This is a genomic window from Frigidibacter sp. ROC022 (assembly GCF_024723735.1).
GTDB lineage: Bacteria > Pseudomonadota > Alphaproteobacteria > Rhodobacterales > Rhodobacteraceae > SLM-1.
In genome coordinates, this window is the sequence record NZ_JANQDU010000004.1 from 394,805 (window position 1) to 411,569 (window position 16,765).

The following is a 16,765-nucleotide window of genomic DNA, read 5'->3' on the forward strand; positions in this document are numbered from 1 at the left end:
CGTTGCCCCTCGCGCCGGGCGCGACCGGGATGCCGGCGCCATTGGACCCCTGACCAGACCGGACTCCGCCCATGCTGACCCGTTTCCTGAAGTCCCGCGAGGCGATCCTCACCGGCGTGTTGCTGGCCCTTCTGGCCCTCATCGCCATAAGGGCGCCGGAATTCGTCGCGCCCGGCAACCTTGCCAATGTGCTCAACGATTCCGCACCGCTGATCATCCTTGCCCTCGGCCAGATGGCGGTCATCGTGACCCGCTGCATCGACCTGTCGGTCGCCGCCAACCTGGCCCTCTGCGGCATGGTCGCGGCGATGCTGAACGCGGCGCTTCCGGGCGTGCCGATCATCGCCATCCTGCTGCTGGTGGTGGTGCTGGGCGCCGCCCTGGGCAGCATCAACGGGCTTCTGGTCTGGAAGCTCGACATCCCGCCGATCGTCGTCACCCTCGGCACGATGACCATCTTTCGCGGCGTGATCTTCCTGATCTCCAAGGGCCAGTGGGTAAACGCGCATGAGATGAGCGCCGTCTTCAAGGCCTTTCCGCGCGCCCAGATCCTCGGGCTGCCGGTGCTGACCTGGTGCGCGATCCTGACCGCCGGCGCCTTCCTGCTGCTGATCTCCCGCACACCGCTGGGCCGGGCCTTCTTCGCCACCGGCGGCAACCCGCGCGCCGCCGTCTATGCCGGGATCAATACCGGCCGCACCCAGTTCGCCGCCTTCACCCTGTCGGGCGCGCTGGCGGGGCTGACCGGCTACCTCTGGGTCTCGCGCTACGCGGTGGCCTATGTCGACATCGCCAGCGGTTTCGAGCTCGACGTGGTGGCGGCCTGCGTCATCGGCGGGGTCTCGATCGCCGGCGGCATCGGTTCGGTCGGCGGCGCGGTGCTGGGGGCGCTGTTCCTCGGCACCATCAAGAACGCCTTGCCGGTGGTGAACATCTCGCCCTTCTGGCAGATGGCGATTTCCGGCTCGGCGATCCTCATCGCCGTCGCCTTCAACGCCCGCGCCAACCGGCGCCAGGGCCGGGTGATCCTCAAATCCGCCGAGCATGCCGCATGACCGATACCGCCGCCACCGAGCGTCACATCCCCGATCGCCTGTCGCGCCCCGGTGTTCGGCTGCTGCGCAGCTGGGAGGCGCTCCTGCTGATCGTCGCGGTGCTGATCTTCACCGCCAACAGCTTTGCCTCGCCCTATTTCCTCGATGCCTGGAACCTCTCGGACGCCACCTTCAACTTCACCGAAAAGGCGATGATCGGCTTTGCCATGGCGCTTCTGATCGTCTCGGGCGAGATCGACCTCTCGGTCGCCGCGATCATCGCCCTGGCCTCCACCGCGATGGGCGCCGCCGTGCAGGCCGGGGCCGGCACGCCCGAACTGCTGGCGATCGGCCTTGGCGTGGGGCTTCTGTGCGGCACCTTCAACGCGGTCTTCGTCACCGTGCTGGGCCTGCCCTCGATCGTCGTCACCATCGGCACGATGAGCCTGTTCCGCGGCCTCTCCTCGATCGTCCTCGGCGACCAGGCCTATGGCGGCTATCCCGCGGATTTCGCCTGGTTCGGCCAGGGCTATGTCTGGTGGGTGTTCTCGGTCGAGCTGGTGCTCTTCGCCCTGCTGGCCGTCGGTTTCGGTGCGCTCCTGCACCTGACCAATTTCGGCCGCGCCGTCTATGCGATCGGCAACAACCAGACCGCGGCGCTGTTCTCCGGCATCCGGGTCCGGCGGGTGAAGTTCCTGCTGTTCCTGATGACCGGGCTGATGTCGGGACTGGCCGCGATCTGCCTGACCTCGCGGCTCGGCTCGACAAGGCCGACCATCGCGCTCGGCTGGGAGCTGGAAGTGGTCACCATGGTCGTCCTTGGCGGGGTCAACATCCTGGGCGGTTCGGGCACCATCCCCGGCGTGGTCATCGCCGCCTTTGTCATGGGGCTGGTGACCTTCGGGCTTGGCCTGCTGAACGTTCCGGGTATCGTCATGCAGGTCTTCATCGGCCTCTTGCTGATCGGAGTGATTGCCCTGCCGCGGCTCTGGTCGCGGATCGGCGCGCGGAGGAGATAATGCAGAAATACGCCTTTCGAATGCGGCTGAACCCCGGCCAGGCCGAGGAATACCGCCGCCGCCATGACGCGATCTGGCCCGAGCTCGTGGCACTGCTGAAAGAGGCCGGGGTCAGGGACTACTCGATCCATCTCGACCCCGAGACCAACCTGCTGTTCGGCGTCCTCTGGCGCAGCGACGGTCATGGCATGGACGATCTGCCGGCGCATCCGGTGATGCAGCGCTGGTGGGCACATATGGCCGACATCATGGAGGTCCGGCCGGACAACGAACCGGTCGCGGTGCCGCTGGAAACCCTGTTCCACATGCCATGAGCACCCCGCGCCATATCGCGGTGATCGACATCGGCAAGACCAATGCCAAGCTGGCGCTGGTCGATCTGGAGACGCTGACCGAATCCCAAGTCACCACCCGGCCGAACCATGTGCAGCCCGGCCCGCCCTATCCGCATTTCGACATCGAGGGGATATGGGGCTTCCTGCTCGACGGGCTGGCCACCATGCAGGCCCGGCAGGGGATCGAGGCGATTTCGGTCACCACGCATGGCGCGTCGGCGGCGCTGCTGGCCGCGGACGGGCGTCTGGCCGCGCCGGTGCTGGACTACGAATATGACGGCCCGGATGCCACGGCCGCGGCCTATGATCTGCTGCGCCCCGATTTCGCGCAGACCGGTTCGCCGCGATTGCCGGTCGGGCTGAACCTCGGCGCGCAGCTGCACTGGCAGGCCCAGCAGGACTCCGACCTCCTGCATCGGGTGGCCAGGATCGTCACCTACCCGCAATACTGGGCGGCCCGGCTGACCGGCGTGACGGCGACCGATGTGACCTCGCTCGGCTGCCATACCGATCTCTGGAGCCCGGGGGCGGGCGCGTTCTCGGATCTTGTGGACCGTCTCGGCATCGGCGCGAAACTGGCGCCGCCCGAACGTCCGGGGACGATCCTGGGCCCCGTCCTGCCCGATCTCGCGGCGCGGATCGGATTGCGCGGATCGGTGCCGGTGGTGGCCGGGATTCACGATTCCAACGCCTCGCTCTATCCGCATCTGCTGTCCCGCAAGCCGCCCTTCGCCGTGGTCTCGACCGGCACCTGGGTGGTCGCCATGGCGGTCGGCGGGGCGAAGCAACGGCTCGATCCCGCCCGCGACACGCTGGTCAATGTCGATGCCTTCGGCCAGCCGGTGCCCTCGGCGCGTTTCATGGGCGGACGGGAATACGACCTGATCCGGCAGGGCGCATCCGCCACCGATGCCGGGGCCGCCCTGGCCTCGGTCCTCTCCGACGGCCTGATGCTGTTGCCTGCGGTGGAGCCGGGCTCCGGTCCCTTCCCGGGCCGCAAGGCGCGTTGGATCGGGCAGGAACCACCCGTCGGATCGGCCCGGCGCGAGGCGGCGCTGAGCCTCTATCTGGCCATGATGACCGCCGAGTGCCTGGGCATGATCGGCGCCGAGGGGCCGGTGGTGGTCGAAGGGCCCTTTGCCCGCAACGCGCTGTTCCTGCGGATGCTCTCGGCGGAGACCGCGCGCCCGGTCATCCGCGCGGCTTCGGCCACCGGCACCGCATTGGGCGCCGCGCTGCTGTTCGCCGGCGAAGGGACCGGCGCCCTGCCGCCCGATCCGGCACCGGTGGTCGAGAGCGACCCGGCGATGCGGGCCTATGCCCGGGCCTGGCGCGAGCGCTGCCGCCCCTAGGGGTCTGTCCCGACTCCCGGCCGGCAAGCTCGATCCCGGCCGGGCTCAATCCAGGATCGCCACCGCGCGGCACCAGCCCGCCGAGGCGGCCTCGATCTTCACCGGCAGGCAGGAGATCGTGAAGCCGGTGGCGGGCAGCACTTCCAGGTTGTGCAGCTTCTCGATGTGGCAATAGGCCTGATGCCGTCCCGCCTTGTGCCCCTCCCAGATCAGGCTGGCATCGCCGGTCTCGGCAAAACGCTTCTGCGTGTGGACAAAGGGCGCATCCCAGCTCCAGCCATCGGTGCCGGTCACCCGCACCCCCTGTTCCAGCAGCCAGAGCGTCGCTTCGCGCCCCATGCCGCAGCCGCGCGATACATAGTCATCCCGGCCATAGGCCCGCCCGGCCGAGGTGTTCACCACGACGATCTCCAGCGGCGAGAGCCGATGCCCGATCCGCTCCAGCTCGGCCTGCACCTCGGCGGCGCTGACCACATGGCCGTCCGGCAACTGGCGGAAGTCCAGCTTGACCCCCGGCTGCAGGCACCAGTTCAGCGGCACCTCGTCAATGGTCCAGGCCCGCTCGCCCCCGTTCATCGTCGGGTGGAAATGCCAGGGCGCGTCGATATGGGTGCCGTTGTGGGTCGATAACCGGACCTGCTCGACCGCCCAGCCCTGACCGTCCGGCAGGTCCTCGGAGCGCAGGCCGGGAAAGCTGGCGACCAACCCGGCGACCCCTTCCTCGTGCCCGACATAGTCGATCGTCGGCTCCATTCCCGGCGGGTCGGCCTTGACCTCGTTCTGCAGCGGGACAGAAAGGTCGATGATCTGACGTGTCATTGCCGGCACTCTCCCCGGCCCCGTGGCCTATGCATTCATCCGGGCCAGAAAGGTCTCGTCGCGGATATCGACTTCCTGACCCGACAGGTCTTCCGGCGCCTCGGCAATCAGCCAGGCGATCCCCGCCGCGGGCACTTCGGGCGGTGCCAGCGATTCACGCGGCAACTGGCTGACCGGGTTGATTCCCGAGGCCCGGATCGAGACCTGCATCCCGGTATCGACCACCCCGGGCCGAAATCCATAGCACCGGACGCCCTCGGCGCCATATTCGTGATGCACCGAGCGGGTCAGCATCGCCATCCCGGCCTTCGAGGCGCAATAGGCGCTCCAGCCCTCCATCGGCGCGCTGGCCGCGCCGGACGAGATATTCACCACCGCGCCGCCCCGGGCCAGCCGGGGCAGGGCGGCGCGCAACCCGTGATAGGCACCGGTCAGGTTGACCTGGATCAGATGCGCCCAGGCGGCGGGGTCGGTCTCGGCCAGCCGGCCGATCGGCTCGATGATGCCGGCATTGTTGACCAGCCCGCCAAGCGCCCCCTTCCAGTCGCAGGTCGCGGCGACGGCGGCCTCGACGGCGGCAAAGTCGGTGACATCGACGGTCAGTGGCAGCGCCTGCGCCCCCGTTTCGGCCAGCCGCGCAGCGGCCGCTTGGGCATCCGCCGGTTTGCGGCAACCGAGCGCGACCGGGAACCCCCGGGCGGCCAGCGCCTCGGCTGCGGCCAGCCCGATGCCACGGCTGGCGCCAAGGATGAGGATGGGGCGGGATGTGTCGGGCATGGGATTGTCCTTCCGTTTTGCGCCGAACCTCGCCCAGCCGGCCCCGGGCCGCAACCCCTTGCCCGGCCGCTCCTGCGCCGGCCATGCGGCCCGGATCCCGCAACGCACTGTTTTCCAGACCGGACTTGATGGGCCGGGCCCGCTGCGAATACCCTTGCCCAAGGGTTAAGGGGGCGATCAGGCTTTGCGTTGGGGCGCGCCGATCAGGACGGTCTTGTTGGGCCTGGCACGGGTCTGTCTGCTTTCGGCGGCCGCTCCGGTCGTGGCGCAGGACGCTTCGGCGTCGGCGCCGCCCTCGCAGATCGATGCCTGGGCCTCGGTGATCGACTCCCAGACCTGCGGCTGGGACCTCGAACGATCCGACCTGGCCGGCGAATTCGACTATGAAGATCTGATGCTCTTCGCCCTGTCCTGGGGCGATCTCGGCGCCGAGCAGCTGGCCGGCTGGGTCGAGGCCGGGATGACCGACTACCTCCTGCGCGGCGGCCATGTCGGGCGGATGGAGAATGCCCGCGACTGGGTCGAGTATTTCCTGGCCCAGCTTGGACCCGCACGCGACCGGATGCAGGCCGAGGCCGAGGCCCTGGGGCCGGCGCTCTGCCCGATGCAGAACGCGATTGCCGCCGACAGCCTGGCGAGATTCGCCGCGGCCGACCGGGAGAAGCCGGGCCGCTACCGGACCCATTACCGGCTCGCGCAGGAAATCCTCGCCCAGCATGGCTGCCTGGAGGGCGAGATCGACGGCGCCTTCGGCCCGGTCAGCCGCACCGCCTGGAACAAGGCGATCCGGCAGGCATCCCGGACCCAGCAGGATGCGGCGCGCAAGCTGCGGATGCGCGGCACCGCCAAGCCGACTCCGGGAGAGGTGGTGCAGCTGGCGGCGTTGCAGGCCCGCGGCGGGCTCTGCGCCGAAGACCCCGAGGCGCCCCTTCAGGACAGCCGCGCGGCGCTGGCCCTGGCCGCCGAATGTGCTGCCGGGCGCGACCCGCGTGACGGCACGATGGCGCTGGTCCGCCCCTTCCTGATCGAGGCCGCCCGTTCCGGTCCGGCCCATTTCTCTTCGGCGCTGGCCAGCCTGCGCCGGTTCTGCGCCCGTCCCGATCTCTGGTCGGAACCCGGCGGCACCCTGCCTGCCTTTCTGGTCGAAGGCCTGCCGCCGGTTTCGGGTCTCCAGGCGCGGGATCGGGCGCGCCTGCTGGTCGAGGCGCTGATGCCCGATCCAGAGGCGCCGCCCCCGGCCAATCCGATCGAGCGGCGCGACATGGTTCTCGGTCTCGGCTGGGCCGCCGAGCAGGCCCTGCAACGGCCCGAGGTCGCCGCCCATCCCGATACCGCCGTCGCCCTGCTGGGGCTGGTGCTGGACCTGCCCGGGGAACTCTCGGTCGGTGAAGTCTCGGTGCAGCTCGACCTGATCGCCGCCGGGATCGACAGCTATCCGCTCGACCCCGAACTGCGGGCCGACATCATCCGGCGCTACAACGCCCGGGGGCTTGCCGCCCATAACCTGCGCTCACGTCAGGTCCGGGCGGCCCGGTTCCTGCAGGCCCGCGACGACGGCACCGGCGCCGGGGAACTGGCGGCGGGGCTGGTGGCGATGGCCAATGCCGGCGGCGACTCCTTTTTCGTCTCGCAGGCCTACGGCGGCTATGGCGATGTTCCCGACGGGCTGATCCGGGTCGAAGCGACGCTCACCTTCGACGGGCTTCTGGCGATGAACCAGCTGGCGACGCTCACCGCGCTCTGGCCCGAGGCGCGGCAAGCGGTGATCGACAAGGCCGACCCCTTCGTCGCCTTCGCCACCGCCAGCCTGATGCTGGAAGGCTATGCCGAGGCCCCGAAGAGCCCCGAGCTTGTCGCCAACGCGATCGGCCTGATCGCCCATGCCGCCGGGCAGGGGCTGGGGCTGGCGCAGTTGCGCTATGCTCAGGCGCTGGAACAGGGCTATGGCGTCGCCGCCGATCCGCAGGCCGCGCTGGCGCAGTATCGCGCCGCAGCGGACTCGGGCCAGCCCGCGGCGCATCTGGCGCTGGCCGGGTTCTACGAACGCGGCATCCATGTGCCGCAGGACTGGCTCGCCGCCGAACGGCATTGGCGCGCCGGGCTTGGCCTGGACCCCGAACCGGGCAGCCGGCCCTGGGTGGAGGGGCTGGCGCAGGTCCGCGCCGGTCGCGCTGCCGGCCGGCCGTTCTTCACCGAAGGGCCGGGGGCGGAACTCTCCGCCGCCGCCCGGGAAAGGTTGCGCGACTGGGTCGCGGAAGAGGACTATCGCGCCTTCGACGGCCAGGACACCGCCCGCAGGATGGGGCTGGCCTATATGGCGCCCGATGCCGGACTGGCGCCGGATTTCGCCGAAGCCGCCGAATGGTTCCGGCTGGCGCTCGAATTTGCCAGCGACCGCGAACAGGGCGCCCCGGCCAGCCGTGCCGGTCTGGCGCATATCCTGCTGGCCCGGCCCGATCTGAAACACCCCGACGAGGACCCGGTGGCCCTGCTCGACGGCACGCTGGAAGGCATGTGGCTGCGGCAGCACGATCCGCTGCGGCTGGCCCGGCATATCGAGTCCGGCTGCAGTTTCGAGATCGCCGATTGCGTCACCTTCCAGCACCGCGCCGCGGTGGGCGGCATCGACCCGGCGCTGATCGCCCCGGCCCATGACTGGCTGCGGGCTGCCGCCGCGGCCGAGGCCGAGGCCCGCAAGACGGTTCCGGAATTCGAGCCGATCCCGACCGCCGCCACCGAGGCCCTGCTCGACGTGCAGAGCTTCTTCGGGGATTTCGCCGGCGCCCGCGCCACTGTCGCCACGCTGCCGCGCCTGGCTCTGGCGCCCGGATACAATGGCGGCCTCGACCAGCCGCGTTTCGCGACCCGCAACGCCGCCTTCCGCCGCATCGTCTCGCGCATCGTCGGCGGCGGCACACCGCAGGACATGGACGGGTTCCGGGCCCTGCTGGCCGCGCTCGGCGCCCATGGCGACCGCAATGCCCGCGGATTCCTCGAACTGGTCGGCGATCCCGACCTCGCCCGCCGCCCCGAAACCTCGTCGCTGACGCTGGAGCAGGCCCGCCGCGCCTATGACATCGCCGAGCCGCTCGGCCGGGAGAGCCGGGGCCTGGCCTTCGCCGCCCGGCGGCTTTCGACGCTGGAAGCGGCGGCGGGGCAGGGCAGCCGGGCGCTGGAACTGGAACTCATCGCCATGGGCAGCGACCTCGCCAGGGCCGAGACCACGGCGGTTCTCGACGGCGCCCTGCCTGCCGATCTCACCCGGGTCTGCGCCTGGTCCACCGCTTCCGAGCGGCTGGCCGCGCTTGGCCAGGGAGAGATGGCGCTGAGCCTCGCCCGCCGCGCGGTGAACCGGCTGCAAGGTATCCGCGCCAGTCTCGCCGGGTTGCCCGAACATCTGCAGCTGTGCTTCCGCGACCAGGTCTCGGACCATTACCGCTGGCTTGCCGACCTGCTGATCCGCCAGGGCCACCCGGCCGAGGCCGACCGGGTGCTGATGATGCTGAAGAGCTTCGAGACCTATCGCTTTGCCGATCGTGACCCGGCGTTGCGCAGCGACAGTCTGGACCGGCTGCCGGAAACCGCCGAGGAGCAGGCGCTGGTGACCCGTCTCGGCGACATCGCGCCCACCGTCACCGGACAGGCGCTGCGGCGGCGCGAATTGCTGCTGCTGTCGCGCGATCGCGCCCTGAGCGAAGCCGAAACCGCCGAACTCTCGGCGCTCGACGCCGCACTGGCCGCCGGGGCGGCCGAACGCGATGCGCAACTGGCCAGCCTGGTCGCGGCGGTGAAGGCGCAGGGCCAGTCGAAGGATGCCCGGCAGCTGGCCGCCGGGGCGACGATCAAGCGGCATCTGCGGGCCCTCGCCGGGCGCCGGGCCGCGGCGCTGCAATATGTCGTCCTGCCCGACCGCATCGGCCTGATCCTGACCACCCCGGTCTCGCAACGCGCCTTCGTGCTGGACCGGATCGGCGGCGAACCGCTCTCGGCCGAGGCCCTCTCGGCCAGCGTCGACAGCCTGCGCGCCGCGCTCCGCGATCCGGCCAGCGACCCGCGCCCCGCCGCCCGGCAACTGGGCAACCTGCTGCTGCCTCCCGAAGCCGAGGCCGAATTGCAGGCGGCCGGGATCGACACGCTGATCCTCTCGCCCGACGGCCCGCTGCGCTATCTGCCCTTCGCGGCGCTGCGCAACGACGCCGGCTGGCTGGTCGAAAGCTATGCCCTCAGCCTGGCCACCGAGGCACGGATCGGCGGCCCCGGCCAGAGCCTCACGCGGATCGCCGCCTTCGGGGCCGCACAGGGCGGCGACGGCTTCGCGCCCCTGCCCGGGGTGCGCCGCGAACTGGCGGCGCTGGTCCGGACCCCGGACAGCGACACCGGCCTGCTCGACGGCGTCGCGCTGCTCGACGCCGCCTTCACCCGTGCCGCGCTGGCCCGCTCGCTGGTCTTCGGCGATGCCTTCGCGCCCGAGTTCGGCATCCTGCACATCGCCTCGCATTTCCATCTCGGTGCCAGCGAGGACGACTCCTTCCTGTTGCTCGGTGACGGCAGCCGTCTCACCGTCTCCGACCTGCGCGACGGATTCGGGGTCGATCTGGATTTCTCCGAGGTCGGCCTGCTGACGCTTTCGGCCTGCGACACCGGCTATGGCCTGCCCGGCGCCGACGGGTCCGAGCTGGAGAGCTTCGCCGCCATTGCCCAGGACGAAGGCGCCCGGGCGGTGCTGGCGACGCTCTGGCCGGTCGCCGACGGCGCCACCGCTGCCTTCATGGAGGGGCTCTATGCCCGTCAGCTCGCTTCGGATGCGCCGGCGCTCGACCTGGCCCTGGCCGAGACCCAGCGGAGCTTTCTTGACACCGACGCCGGGTCTGCGACCCTGACCCTGCGCGGCGGAATCGCCCTGAAGCCGCGCCCCTCGACCGCCCTCTTCCCCGGCTACAGCCACCCGTTCTTCTGGGCGCCGGTGATCTTGCTGCAAGGAGCTTCGTGATGCCCCCGTCCGGTTCCCGCGCCGCCCTGCGGTGGCCCGCGCTCCTCCTGGCGCTCGCCGGCCCGGCGCTGGCCCAGGACCCGGGCCGGGACGCCTGCTACAGCCTGCCCGATGCCGCCGATCCGGGTACCGTCGAAAGCCTGACCGTCACCGGCGCCGGCGAGATCGCCCTGACCCTGCCCGGTGCCCCCTATGTGCGATTCGAATTCACCTGCCCGCTGGATGACGAGGGCCATGCCTCCTGCGGCGTCGAATGCGACGGCGGCAACGTGACGCTCGACACCGAGGATGGACGGCTCACCGCCGATTTCGAACATCTGCGCTTCGAATCCGCCCGGATCGAAAGCCTCAGCTTCGGCCTGGTGCAGTTCGACGCCGACGGGCTGGGCTTCACCGGCCGCTATCAGCTCGACCCGGCCCCGCCCGAGGCCTGCGACGGCGCCGGGCAGGCGCAGCCCTATCTGCTCGAGCCGGGCGATTTCTACCCGGCGGTGGCGCGGATCGAATCCTATCTGGCGGCGGGCGGTTATCTCGCCGAGCCGCCCGACTGGTACTACACCGCCGAGACAGCCGCCGCCGTCGCAGCATTTCAGGCCGAGGTCGGCCTGCCGCAGACCGGCAAGTCCGATGCCGCCCTGCTGCGCCGTCTCGGGGTCTTCACGGGCTACGCTCTGGGGGGCTGCTAGGGTCGGCGTTCCCTCGCATCTACGGGTCTGCAAATACTCCCGCCGGAGGCTCCCGCCGCGTCCGGCCGGCGCTGCCGTCAGCCCCGATTCCGGGCCAGCACGGCCTCGGCCCGGGCCCGCGCCTCGGCGACCTCCGGCGACAGGCCGGCGGGCCGGCGCCTTCGCGCGCGTGCTGCGGCGAGCGCCCGTTGACCGCGATCTCAGGCACCGCCATTTCTCCAGCAGGGCAGACGGTCGTTCGGGGCGGGTTCGGCCAGATAGACGGCGCGGGCGATGGCGCGGGCCAGGCAGAGCGCGGCGGCATGGCCGATCCCGAACAGCGCCATCGGGTCATCGGCCGGCAGCGGCCGGGCGCCGGTCGAGACCGAGAACACCAGATCGCCGTCATGCGGGGTATGGGCCGGGACCACGGCGCGCGCGATCCCGTCATGCGCGGCGATCGCCAGGCGCTTGCATTCGGCCTTGCTCAGCGCCGCGTCGGTGGCGACGATGGCGATGGTGGTATTGGCGCGGGCAGAGCCCATCTTGCGGCTTTCGAACGCCGTGCCCAGGCCGGCACGGGGATCGGGGCCGAGCCCGCCGAACTCGTCGCCCTGCTCGAAGGGCGCCGCCCAGAAATGGCGTTCGCCCGGGGTGGTGACGCTGCCGACCGGGTTGGCCGCGACCAGCGCGCCGACGGTCACGCCCGAGGCCAGGCGGAACGAGGCCGAGCCGAGACCGCCCTTCAGCATCCCGGTCAGCGCCCCGGTTCCGGCGCCGGCGCTGCCGAGCCGGAACTCTTCCGCCGCCGCGGCGAAGGCGGCGCGGCCGAGCGCCGGGTAGGGGTTCGTCTGCCAGTCCTTGGCGCCGCCGTTCAGCAGATCGAAGAGGATCGCCGCCGGGACCAGCGGCACCCGCGCCGGGCCGACCTGAAAGCCGCGACCGGCCTCGCGCAGCGCATCCGAGACGCCGGAGGCGGCATCCAGACCAAAGGCCGAGCCGCCGGAGAGAACCAGCGCATCGACCGCGCCGACCGAGTTCTCCGGCGCCAGCAGATCGGTCTCGCGGGTGCCGGGCGCGCCGCCGAGAACCGCGACCGAGGCGGCGAAGGGCGTCGCCGAGGTCAGCACCGTGACGCCGGATTTCAACCCGGCATCCTCGGCATTGCCGACCAGAAGGCCGGGCACGTCGGTGATCAGATTGCGGGGTCCGGGCTGCATCTGGAGGCGCATCACAGGAGCTTTCCAGGGCGTCCCCATGGGGACGGGGGGTCAAGTTGTTGATATTGCAGGAGAACCGAAATACGGCCCCATCGTGGTAAACGGGTTCTCAAGATTCGGCCGGGCATTGTCAGGCCCCTGCCGACCGGGCCGGAGCGCGGCTCATATGCAGCGGCCCCCGTCCACTTCCATGGCGACGCCGGTGATCATGCCCGCCTCGTCCGAGCAGAGGAAACAGGCGGCATTGCCGAGGTCTTCCGGGGTCGAGAACCGGCCCAGCGGGATCGTCGCCAGGAACTTGGCCCGCATCTCCGGCGTATCCTCGCCCATGAAGCTCTTCAGCAGCGGCGTTTCCCCCGCCACCGGGTTCAGCGCGTTGACCCGGATGCCCTTCGGCGCCAGCTCCACCGCCATCGCCTTTGTCGCGGTGATGACCCAGCCCTTCGAGGCATTGTACCAGTTCAGGTTCGGCCGCGGGCTGACCCCGGCGGTCGAGGCGATGTTGAGAATCGCGCCGCTGCCGTTGGATTTCATATGCGGCACGATCTCGCGCGCGGTCAGGTAGATCGCCTTGACGTTGACCGCCAGCACCCGGTCGAAATCGGCCTCCGACACGGTCTCCATCGGCGCCGGAAGATGGGTGACGCCGGCATTGTTGACCAGGATGTCGAGCCGGCCGAAGGTCTCGAACGCGGCTTCGGCCATGGCCTTCACCTCGGCCCCGTCGGCGACATTCACCTGCCGCGCCAGCGCCCCGTTGCCGATCCCGGCCGCCGTGGCCCGGGCCCCGGCAAGGTTCAGGTCCACCACCATCACCCGGGCCCCCTCGGCGGCGAATTTGGCGGCGATCCCGGCGCCGAACCCCTGCGCCGCGCCGGTCACGATGGCGGTCTTTCCCTTCAGTCGCATGGCGTCCCCCGATTGTTCGGGGCCGAGTGTTCGACAGCCGGGGCGGAATGGCAAGACGTCGGGACGGAAGGAGAGGGCGGGAGCCTCCGGCGGGAGTATTTGAAACCCGAAGATGGGGGGCGTGCGCGGCGGCGGGAGCGGTGGGCGCCTTTGCCGGGGGGCGTGTGTGGCCGGGGGGCGGTGCGGCGCGATCCGGGGAGCTGCGGGCGCTGTCAGCCCCCGGCCCGCAGCATGTCCAGATCCGGCAATCTGGGCGCCGCCTCCAGCAGCGCCCGCGTATAGGGGTGTTCGGGATGTTCCAGCACCTGCGCGGTCGGCCCCTGTTCGACGATCTTGCCGCGCTGCATGACCAGCACCCGGTCGGTGACGCCGCGCACCACGCTGAGATCGTGGCTGATGAACAGATAGGCCAGGTTGTAGCGCCCCGAGAGATCGGCCAGCAGGTCGAGTATCTGCGCCCGGACCGAGACATCCAGCGCCGAGACCGCCTCGTCGAGCAGGATCAGCTCGGGCTTGATGATCAGGGCGCGGGCGATGGCGATCCGCTGTCGCTGGCCGCCGGAGAACTGGTGGATGTATTTCCCGGCATCCTCCGGGCTCAGCCCGACGGCGGTGAGCGCCTCGGCGATGGCGGCCCGGCGGGCGGCGCCCTGCGGCGGGCTGTCGAGCAGGTGGAACGGTTCGCAGATCAGCCGGGCGACCCGGTGCCGCGGGTTGAAGCTGCCGTAGGGGTCCTGGAACACCACCTGCATCTTGCGGCGCACGGCGCGGTTGGCGTGGTGGTCGATGAAGACCGGCTGGCCGTCGATGGTGATGCTGCCGGACCGGATCGGGTCCAGCCCCAGGATGGCGCGGGTCAGGGTGGACTTGCCGCAGCCGGATTCGCCGACCAGGCCGACGCGCTCTCCGGCCTGGATCCGGAACGAGACCCCGTCGACGGCGCGGATCGGCGGGGCGCGGCCGATCAGGCCCCTGCGCGGGCCGGGATAGTCGCGGGTGACGTCGCGCAGTTCCAGCAGCGGCGCCGGGCTGTCGGGGGCGGGGGGCATGGCCACCGCATGGTCCGAAGCCTCGAAGAGCATCCTCGTATAGGGGTGGGACATATGCGCCAGCAGCTGGCGGGTCGGGCCCTGTTCCACCACCTCGCCGGCGCGCATCACCGCGATCCGGTCGGCGAGGCCGGAGACCACGGCAAGGTCATGGGTGATCATCAGCAGGCCCATGCCGTCGGTTTCGACCAGCCGTTGCAGCAGCCGCAGGATCTGGGCCTGGGTGGTGACGTCGAGCGCGGTGGTCGGCTCGTCGGCGATCAGCAGGTCGGGGCGCAGGGCGATGGCCATGGCGATGACGACCCGCTGGCGCTGGCCGCCGGACAGTTCGTGCGGGTAGCGCGAGGCCGGGAAGCGGTCGGGCGGCAGCTCGGCGCGGGCCAGGGCGTCGCGGGCGCGGGCGGCGGCCTCGGCCCGCGAGGCGCCGGCGTGGATGCGGATCGTCTCGGCCACCTGGTCGCCGATCCGGTGGACCGGGTTGAGCGCCGTCATCGGCTCCTGGAACACCATCCCGACCCGGTTGCCGCGGATTTGGCAGAGCTCGGGCTCGGAGGCGGCGAGAATCTCGGTGCCGCCGAGCCGGATCGAGCCGCGGGCCTCGGCGCCCTGCGGCAACAGCCCCATCACCGCATAGGCGGTCATCGACTTGCCCGAGCCGCTTTCGCCGGTGACGGCGACGATCTCGCCGGGCGCGACGGTCAGGTCGATGCCCTTCAGGATCGGCTGGCCGTGGATCGAGACCCGGAGGTCCTGGATGGCAAGCAGGCTCATCTCTGCCGCCTCAGCCGCGGGTCGAGCAGGTCGCGCAGCCCGTCGCCCATCAGGTTCAGCCCCAGCACGGTGAGGACGATCGCCATGCCGGGCATCAGCGCCAGCCAGGGGGCGAAGGAGATCATCGTCTGGCTCTCGGCCAGCATCCGGCCCCAGGAGGGGGTGGGCGGCTGGGCGCCGAGACCGACATAGGACAGGCCCGCCTCGGCCAGGATGCCGAGCGAGAACTGGATCGTGCCCTGGACGATCAGCAGGTTGGCGAGGTTGGGCAGGATATGTTCGGCGGAAATCCGGGTGGCGCCCTTGCCGGCGACGCGGGCGGCGAGGATGAAGTCGCGTTTCCAGAGGCTGAGCGCCGCGCCGCGGGTCAGCCGGGCGAAGACCGGGACGTTGAAGATGCCGATGGCGAGGATGGCGTTGACGGCGCCGGGGCCGAAGACGGCGGTGATCAGGATCGCGATGACCAGCGAGGGGAAGGCGAAGACGAGGTCGTTGGCGCGCATGATCAGCTCGTCCAGCCAGCCGCCGCGGCGGGCGGCGGCGGCGAGGCCGAGCGGCACCCCGAGCCCGACGCCGATCCCGACCGCGACCACGGCCACGGCGATCGAGGTGCGGGCGCCGACCATGATCATCGACAGCACGTCGCGGCCGAAATGGTCGGTGCCCAGCCAATGCGCGGCGCCGGGGGGGCGGAGCTTGGCGGCGATGTCGAGCGCGGCGACGTCGTAGGGGGTCCAGAGGAACGACAGCAGGGCGGCGGCGAGGAATACCAGGCTGAGCAGGGCGCCGAGGATCAGCGACCGGGCGCGGAAGGCCTGGCGCCAGAGGCCGGGGCGGGGATCGGCCGGCAGGGTCATCGCCGCAGCCTCGGATCGACCCAGGCATAGGCCAGATCGACGGCGAAATTGACCACGATGACGGCGAAGACCAGCAGCATGACGACCGATTCGACCACGATCAGGTCGCGGCTGGAGATCGACTGGAAGATCAGCCGGCCGATGCCGGGCAGGAAGAAGACCTGCTCGATGATGATCGCGCCGGCCATCAGGAACGAGAACTGCAGGCCGATGATGGTGAGCACCGGGATCAGCGCGTTGCGCAGCGCGTGGCGCCAGAGCGCCTGGCGGCGGTTGAGACCCTTGGCGCGGGCGGTGCGGATGAAGTCCTCGGACAGGGTGTCGAGCAGCGAGGAGCGCATGACCCGGGTCAGGATGCTGGCCTGCGGCAGGGCCAGGGCGATGGCGGGCAGGGTCAGGGCCCTGAGCGCCGGCCAGAAGCCGTTCTCCCAGCCCGGGAAACCGCCGGCCGAGACCCATCGCAGCTTTACCGCGAAGAGCAGCACCATCAGCATGGCGAACCAGAAATTGGGGACCGCGACACCCAGCTGCGTGACCCCCATCACCCCCAGATCGGTGGCCGAGCCGCGTCGTGAGGCGGCCAGGATGCCGGCCGGAAAGGCGATCAGCGTCGAGAGGGTCAGCGCATAGAGCGCCAGCGGCAGCGATATCCACATCCGCTCGCCGATCATCTCGGCGACCTCGGTGCGATAGGTGTAGGAGGTGCCGAAGTCGCCGTGCAGCATTCCGCCGACCCAGGCCAGGTAGCGGGCGGTCTTCGAGACATCGAGCCCGAGTTCGCTGCGCAGTGCCGCCACGGTGTCGGGCTGGGCGTTGATCCCCAGCATGTAGCTGGCCGGGTCGCCGGGGATCACCTCGATGACCAGGAAGATCACCAGCGAGGCGACCACCAGCGAGACCGCCAGCGACAGCAGGCGTCGGAGTGCGTAGCGCAGCATGGCGTCAGCAGGGCGCCGAAGCCGGGTCCG

Annotated in this window: 13 protein-coding genes; 6 read left to right on the forward strand and 7 right to left on the reverse strand. The window is 70.7% G+C overall.

Annotated features, from left to right (window positions below):
* Positions 1-71: 71 nt before the first annotated feature.
* Genes NUW50_RS17870 through NUW50_RS17885 form a run of 4 tightly spaced genes read left to right on the forward strand, consistent with a single transcriptional unit; the run spans position 72 to position 3,740 of the window.
* Positions 72-1,055 (forward strand): ABC transporter permease, encoded by a 984-nt coding sequence (locus NUW50_RS17870; RefSeq protein ID WP_258290525.1) that lies wholly within the window; start codon positions 72-74, stop codon positions 1,053-1,055.
* Positions 1,052-2,053 carry an ABC transporter permease gene (locus NUW50_RS17875; RefSeq protein ID WP_258290526.1) on the forward strand — a complete coding sequence of 334 codons (1,002 nt, stop codon included), beginning with the start codon at positions 1,052-1,054 and terminating at the stop codon, positions 2,051-2,053. The genes NUW50_RS17870 and NUW50_RS17875 overlap by 4 nt, the downstream gene beginning before the upstream one ends.
* Complete coding sequence (gene rhaM / locus NUW50_RS17880; protein WP_258290527.1) at positions 2,053-2,367, forward strand: L-rhamnose mutarotase; 315 nt, start codon at positions 2,053-2,055, stop codon at positions 2,365-2,367. The genes NUW50_RS17875 and rhaM overlap by 1 nt, the downstream gene beginning before the upstream one ends.
* Positions 2,364-3,740, forward strand: coding sequence for an FGGY-family carbohydrate kinase (locus NUW50_RS17885; RefSeq protein WP_258290528.1), 1,377 nt, complete (start codon positions 2,364-2,366; stop codon positions 3,738-3,740). The genes rhaM and NUW50_RS17885 overlap by 4 nt, the downstream gene beginning before the upstream one ends.
* A 45-nt stretch (positions 3,741-3,785) precedes the next feature.
* Here the strand turns inward: NUW50_RS17885 and NUW50_RS17890 are convergent, their stop codons facing one another.
* Both NUW50_RS17890 and NUW50_RS17895 read right to left on the reverse strand, forming a co-directional pair.
* Positions 3,786-4,559, reverse strand: coding sequence for a cyclase family protein (locus NUW50_RS17890; protein WP_258290529.1), 774 nt, complete (start codon positions 4,557-4,559; stop codon positions 3,786-3,788).
* A gap of 27 nt (positions 4,560-4,586) precedes the next feature.
* Positions 4,587-5,336: an SDR family oxidoreductase gene (locus NUW50_RS17895; RefSeq protein WP_258290530.1), complete on the reverse strand. Its 750-nt coding sequence runs from the start codon at positions 5,334-5,336 to the stop codon at positions 4,587-4,589.
* 217 nt (positions 5,337-5,553) lie between these two features.
* On the opposite strand from NUW50_RS17895, the gene NUW50_RS17900 reads away from it, so the two are divergent.
* The gene (locus NUW50_RS17900; protein WP_258290531.1) at positions 5,554-10,326 is read left to right on the forward strand and encodes a CHAT domain-containing protein; all 4,773 of its coding nucleotides are present in this window, start codon (positions 5,554-5,556) and stop codon (positions 10,324-10,326) included.
* Entirely contained in the window at positions 10,326-11,012 is a 687-nt protein-coding gene (locus tag NUW50_RS17905) for a peptidoglycan-binding protein (protein ID WP_258290532.1), read from the forward strand. The genes NUW50_RS17900 and NUW50_RS17905 overlap by 1 nt, the downstream gene beginning before the upstream one ends.
* A gap of 200 nt (positions 11,013-11,212) precedes the next feature.
* On the opposite strand, the gene NUW50_RS17910 is transcribed toward NUW50_RS17905, so the two are convergent.
* From NUW50_RS17910 to NUW50_RS17930, 5 genes are all read right to left on the reverse strand, one after another.
* Entirely contained in the window at positions 11,213-12,211 is a 999-nt protein-coding gene (locus NUW50_RS17910; RefSeq protein ID WP_258290628.1) for a P1 family peptidase, read from the reverse strand.
* A 162-nt stretch (positions 12,212-12,373) separates the two neighbouring features.
* Positions 12,374-13,120: an SDR family oxidoreductase gene (locus NUW50_RS17915; RefSeq protein WP_258290533.1), complete on the reverse strand. Its 747-nt coding sequence runs from the start codon at positions 13,118-13,120 to the stop codon at positions 12,374-12,376.
* Positions 13,121-13,332: 212 nt separating this feature from the next.
* Positions 13,333-14,940 carry an ABC transporter ATP-binding protein gene (locus tag NUW50_RS17920; protein ID WP_258290534.1) on the reverse strand — a complete coding sequence of 536 codons (1,608 nt, stop codon included), beginning with the start codon at positions 14,938-14,940 and terminating at the stop codon, positions 13,333-13,335.
* On the reverse strand, positions 14,937-15,797 hold the full coding sequence (locus tag NUW50_RS17925; protein WP_258290535.1) for an ABC transporter permease: 861 nt from the start codon (positions 15,795-15,797) through the stop codon (positions 14,937-14,939). The genes NUW50_RS17920 and NUW50_RS17925 overlap by 4 nt, the downstream gene beginning before the upstream one ends.
* Positions 15,794-16,735, reverse strand: a complete 942-nt coding sequence (locus NUW50_RS17930) for an ABC transporter permease (RefSeq protein ID WP_258290536.1) — start codon at positions 16,733-16,735, stop codon at positions 15,794-15,796. The genes NUW50_RS17925 and NUW50_RS17930 overlap by 4 nt, the downstream gene beginning before the upstream one ends.
* Positions 16,736-16,765: the final 30 nt, after the last annotated feature.

Excerpts from the sequence above, each read along its gene's own strand:
- NUW50_RS17930 (WP_258290536.1), bottom strand. The coding sequence starts at position 16,735 with ATGCTGCGCTACGCACTCCGACGCCTGCTGTCGCTGGCGGTCTCGCTG.
- NUW50_RS17870 (WP_258290525.1), top strand. The coding sequence starts at position 72 with ATGCTGACCCGTTTCCTGAAGTCCCGCGAGGCGATCCTCACCGGCGTG.
- NUW50_RS17875 (WP_258290526.1), top strand. The coding sequence starts at position 1,052 with ATGACCGATACCGCCGCCACCGAGCGTCACATCCCCGATCGCCTGTCG.
- NUW50_RS17920 (WP_258290534.1), bottom strand. The coding sequence starts at position 14,940 with ATGAGCCTGCTTGCCATCCAGGACCTCCGGGTCTCGATCCACGGCCAG.
- NUW50_RS17925 (WP_258290535.1), bottom strand. The coding sequence starts at position 15,797 with ATGACCCTGCCGGCCGATCCCCGCCCCGGCCTCTGGCGCCAGGCCTTC.
- NUW50_RS17905 (WP_258290532.1), top strand. The coding sequence starts at position 10,326 with ATGCCCCCGTCCGGTTCCCGCGCCGCCCTGCGGTGGCCCGCGCTCCTC.
- NUW50_RS17915 (WP_258290533.1), bottom strand. The coding sequence starts at position 13,120 with ATGCGACTGAAGGGAAAGACCGCCATCGTGACCGGCGCGGCGCAGGGG.
- NUW50_RS17910 (WP_258290628.1), bottom strand. The coding sequence starts at position 12,211 with ATGCAGCCCGGACCCCGCAATCTGATCACCGACGTGCCCGGCCTTCTG.
- NUW50_RS17885 (WP_258290528.1), top strand. The coding sequence starts at position 2,364 with ATGAGCACCCCGCGCCATATCGCGGTGATCGACATCGGCAAGACCAAT.
- NUW50_RS17895 (WP_258290530.1), bottom strand. The coding sequence starts at position 5,336 with ATGCCCGACACATCCCGCCCCATCCTCATCCTTGGCGCCAGCCGTGGC.
- NUW50_RS17890 (WP_258290529.1), bottom strand. The coding sequence starts at position 4,559 with ATGACACGTCAGATCATCGACCTTTCTGTCCCGCTGCAGAACGAGGTC.
- rhaM (WP_258290527.1), top strand. The coding sequence starts at position 2,053 with ATGCAGAAATACGCCTTTCGAATGCGGCTGAACCCCGGCCAGGCCGAG.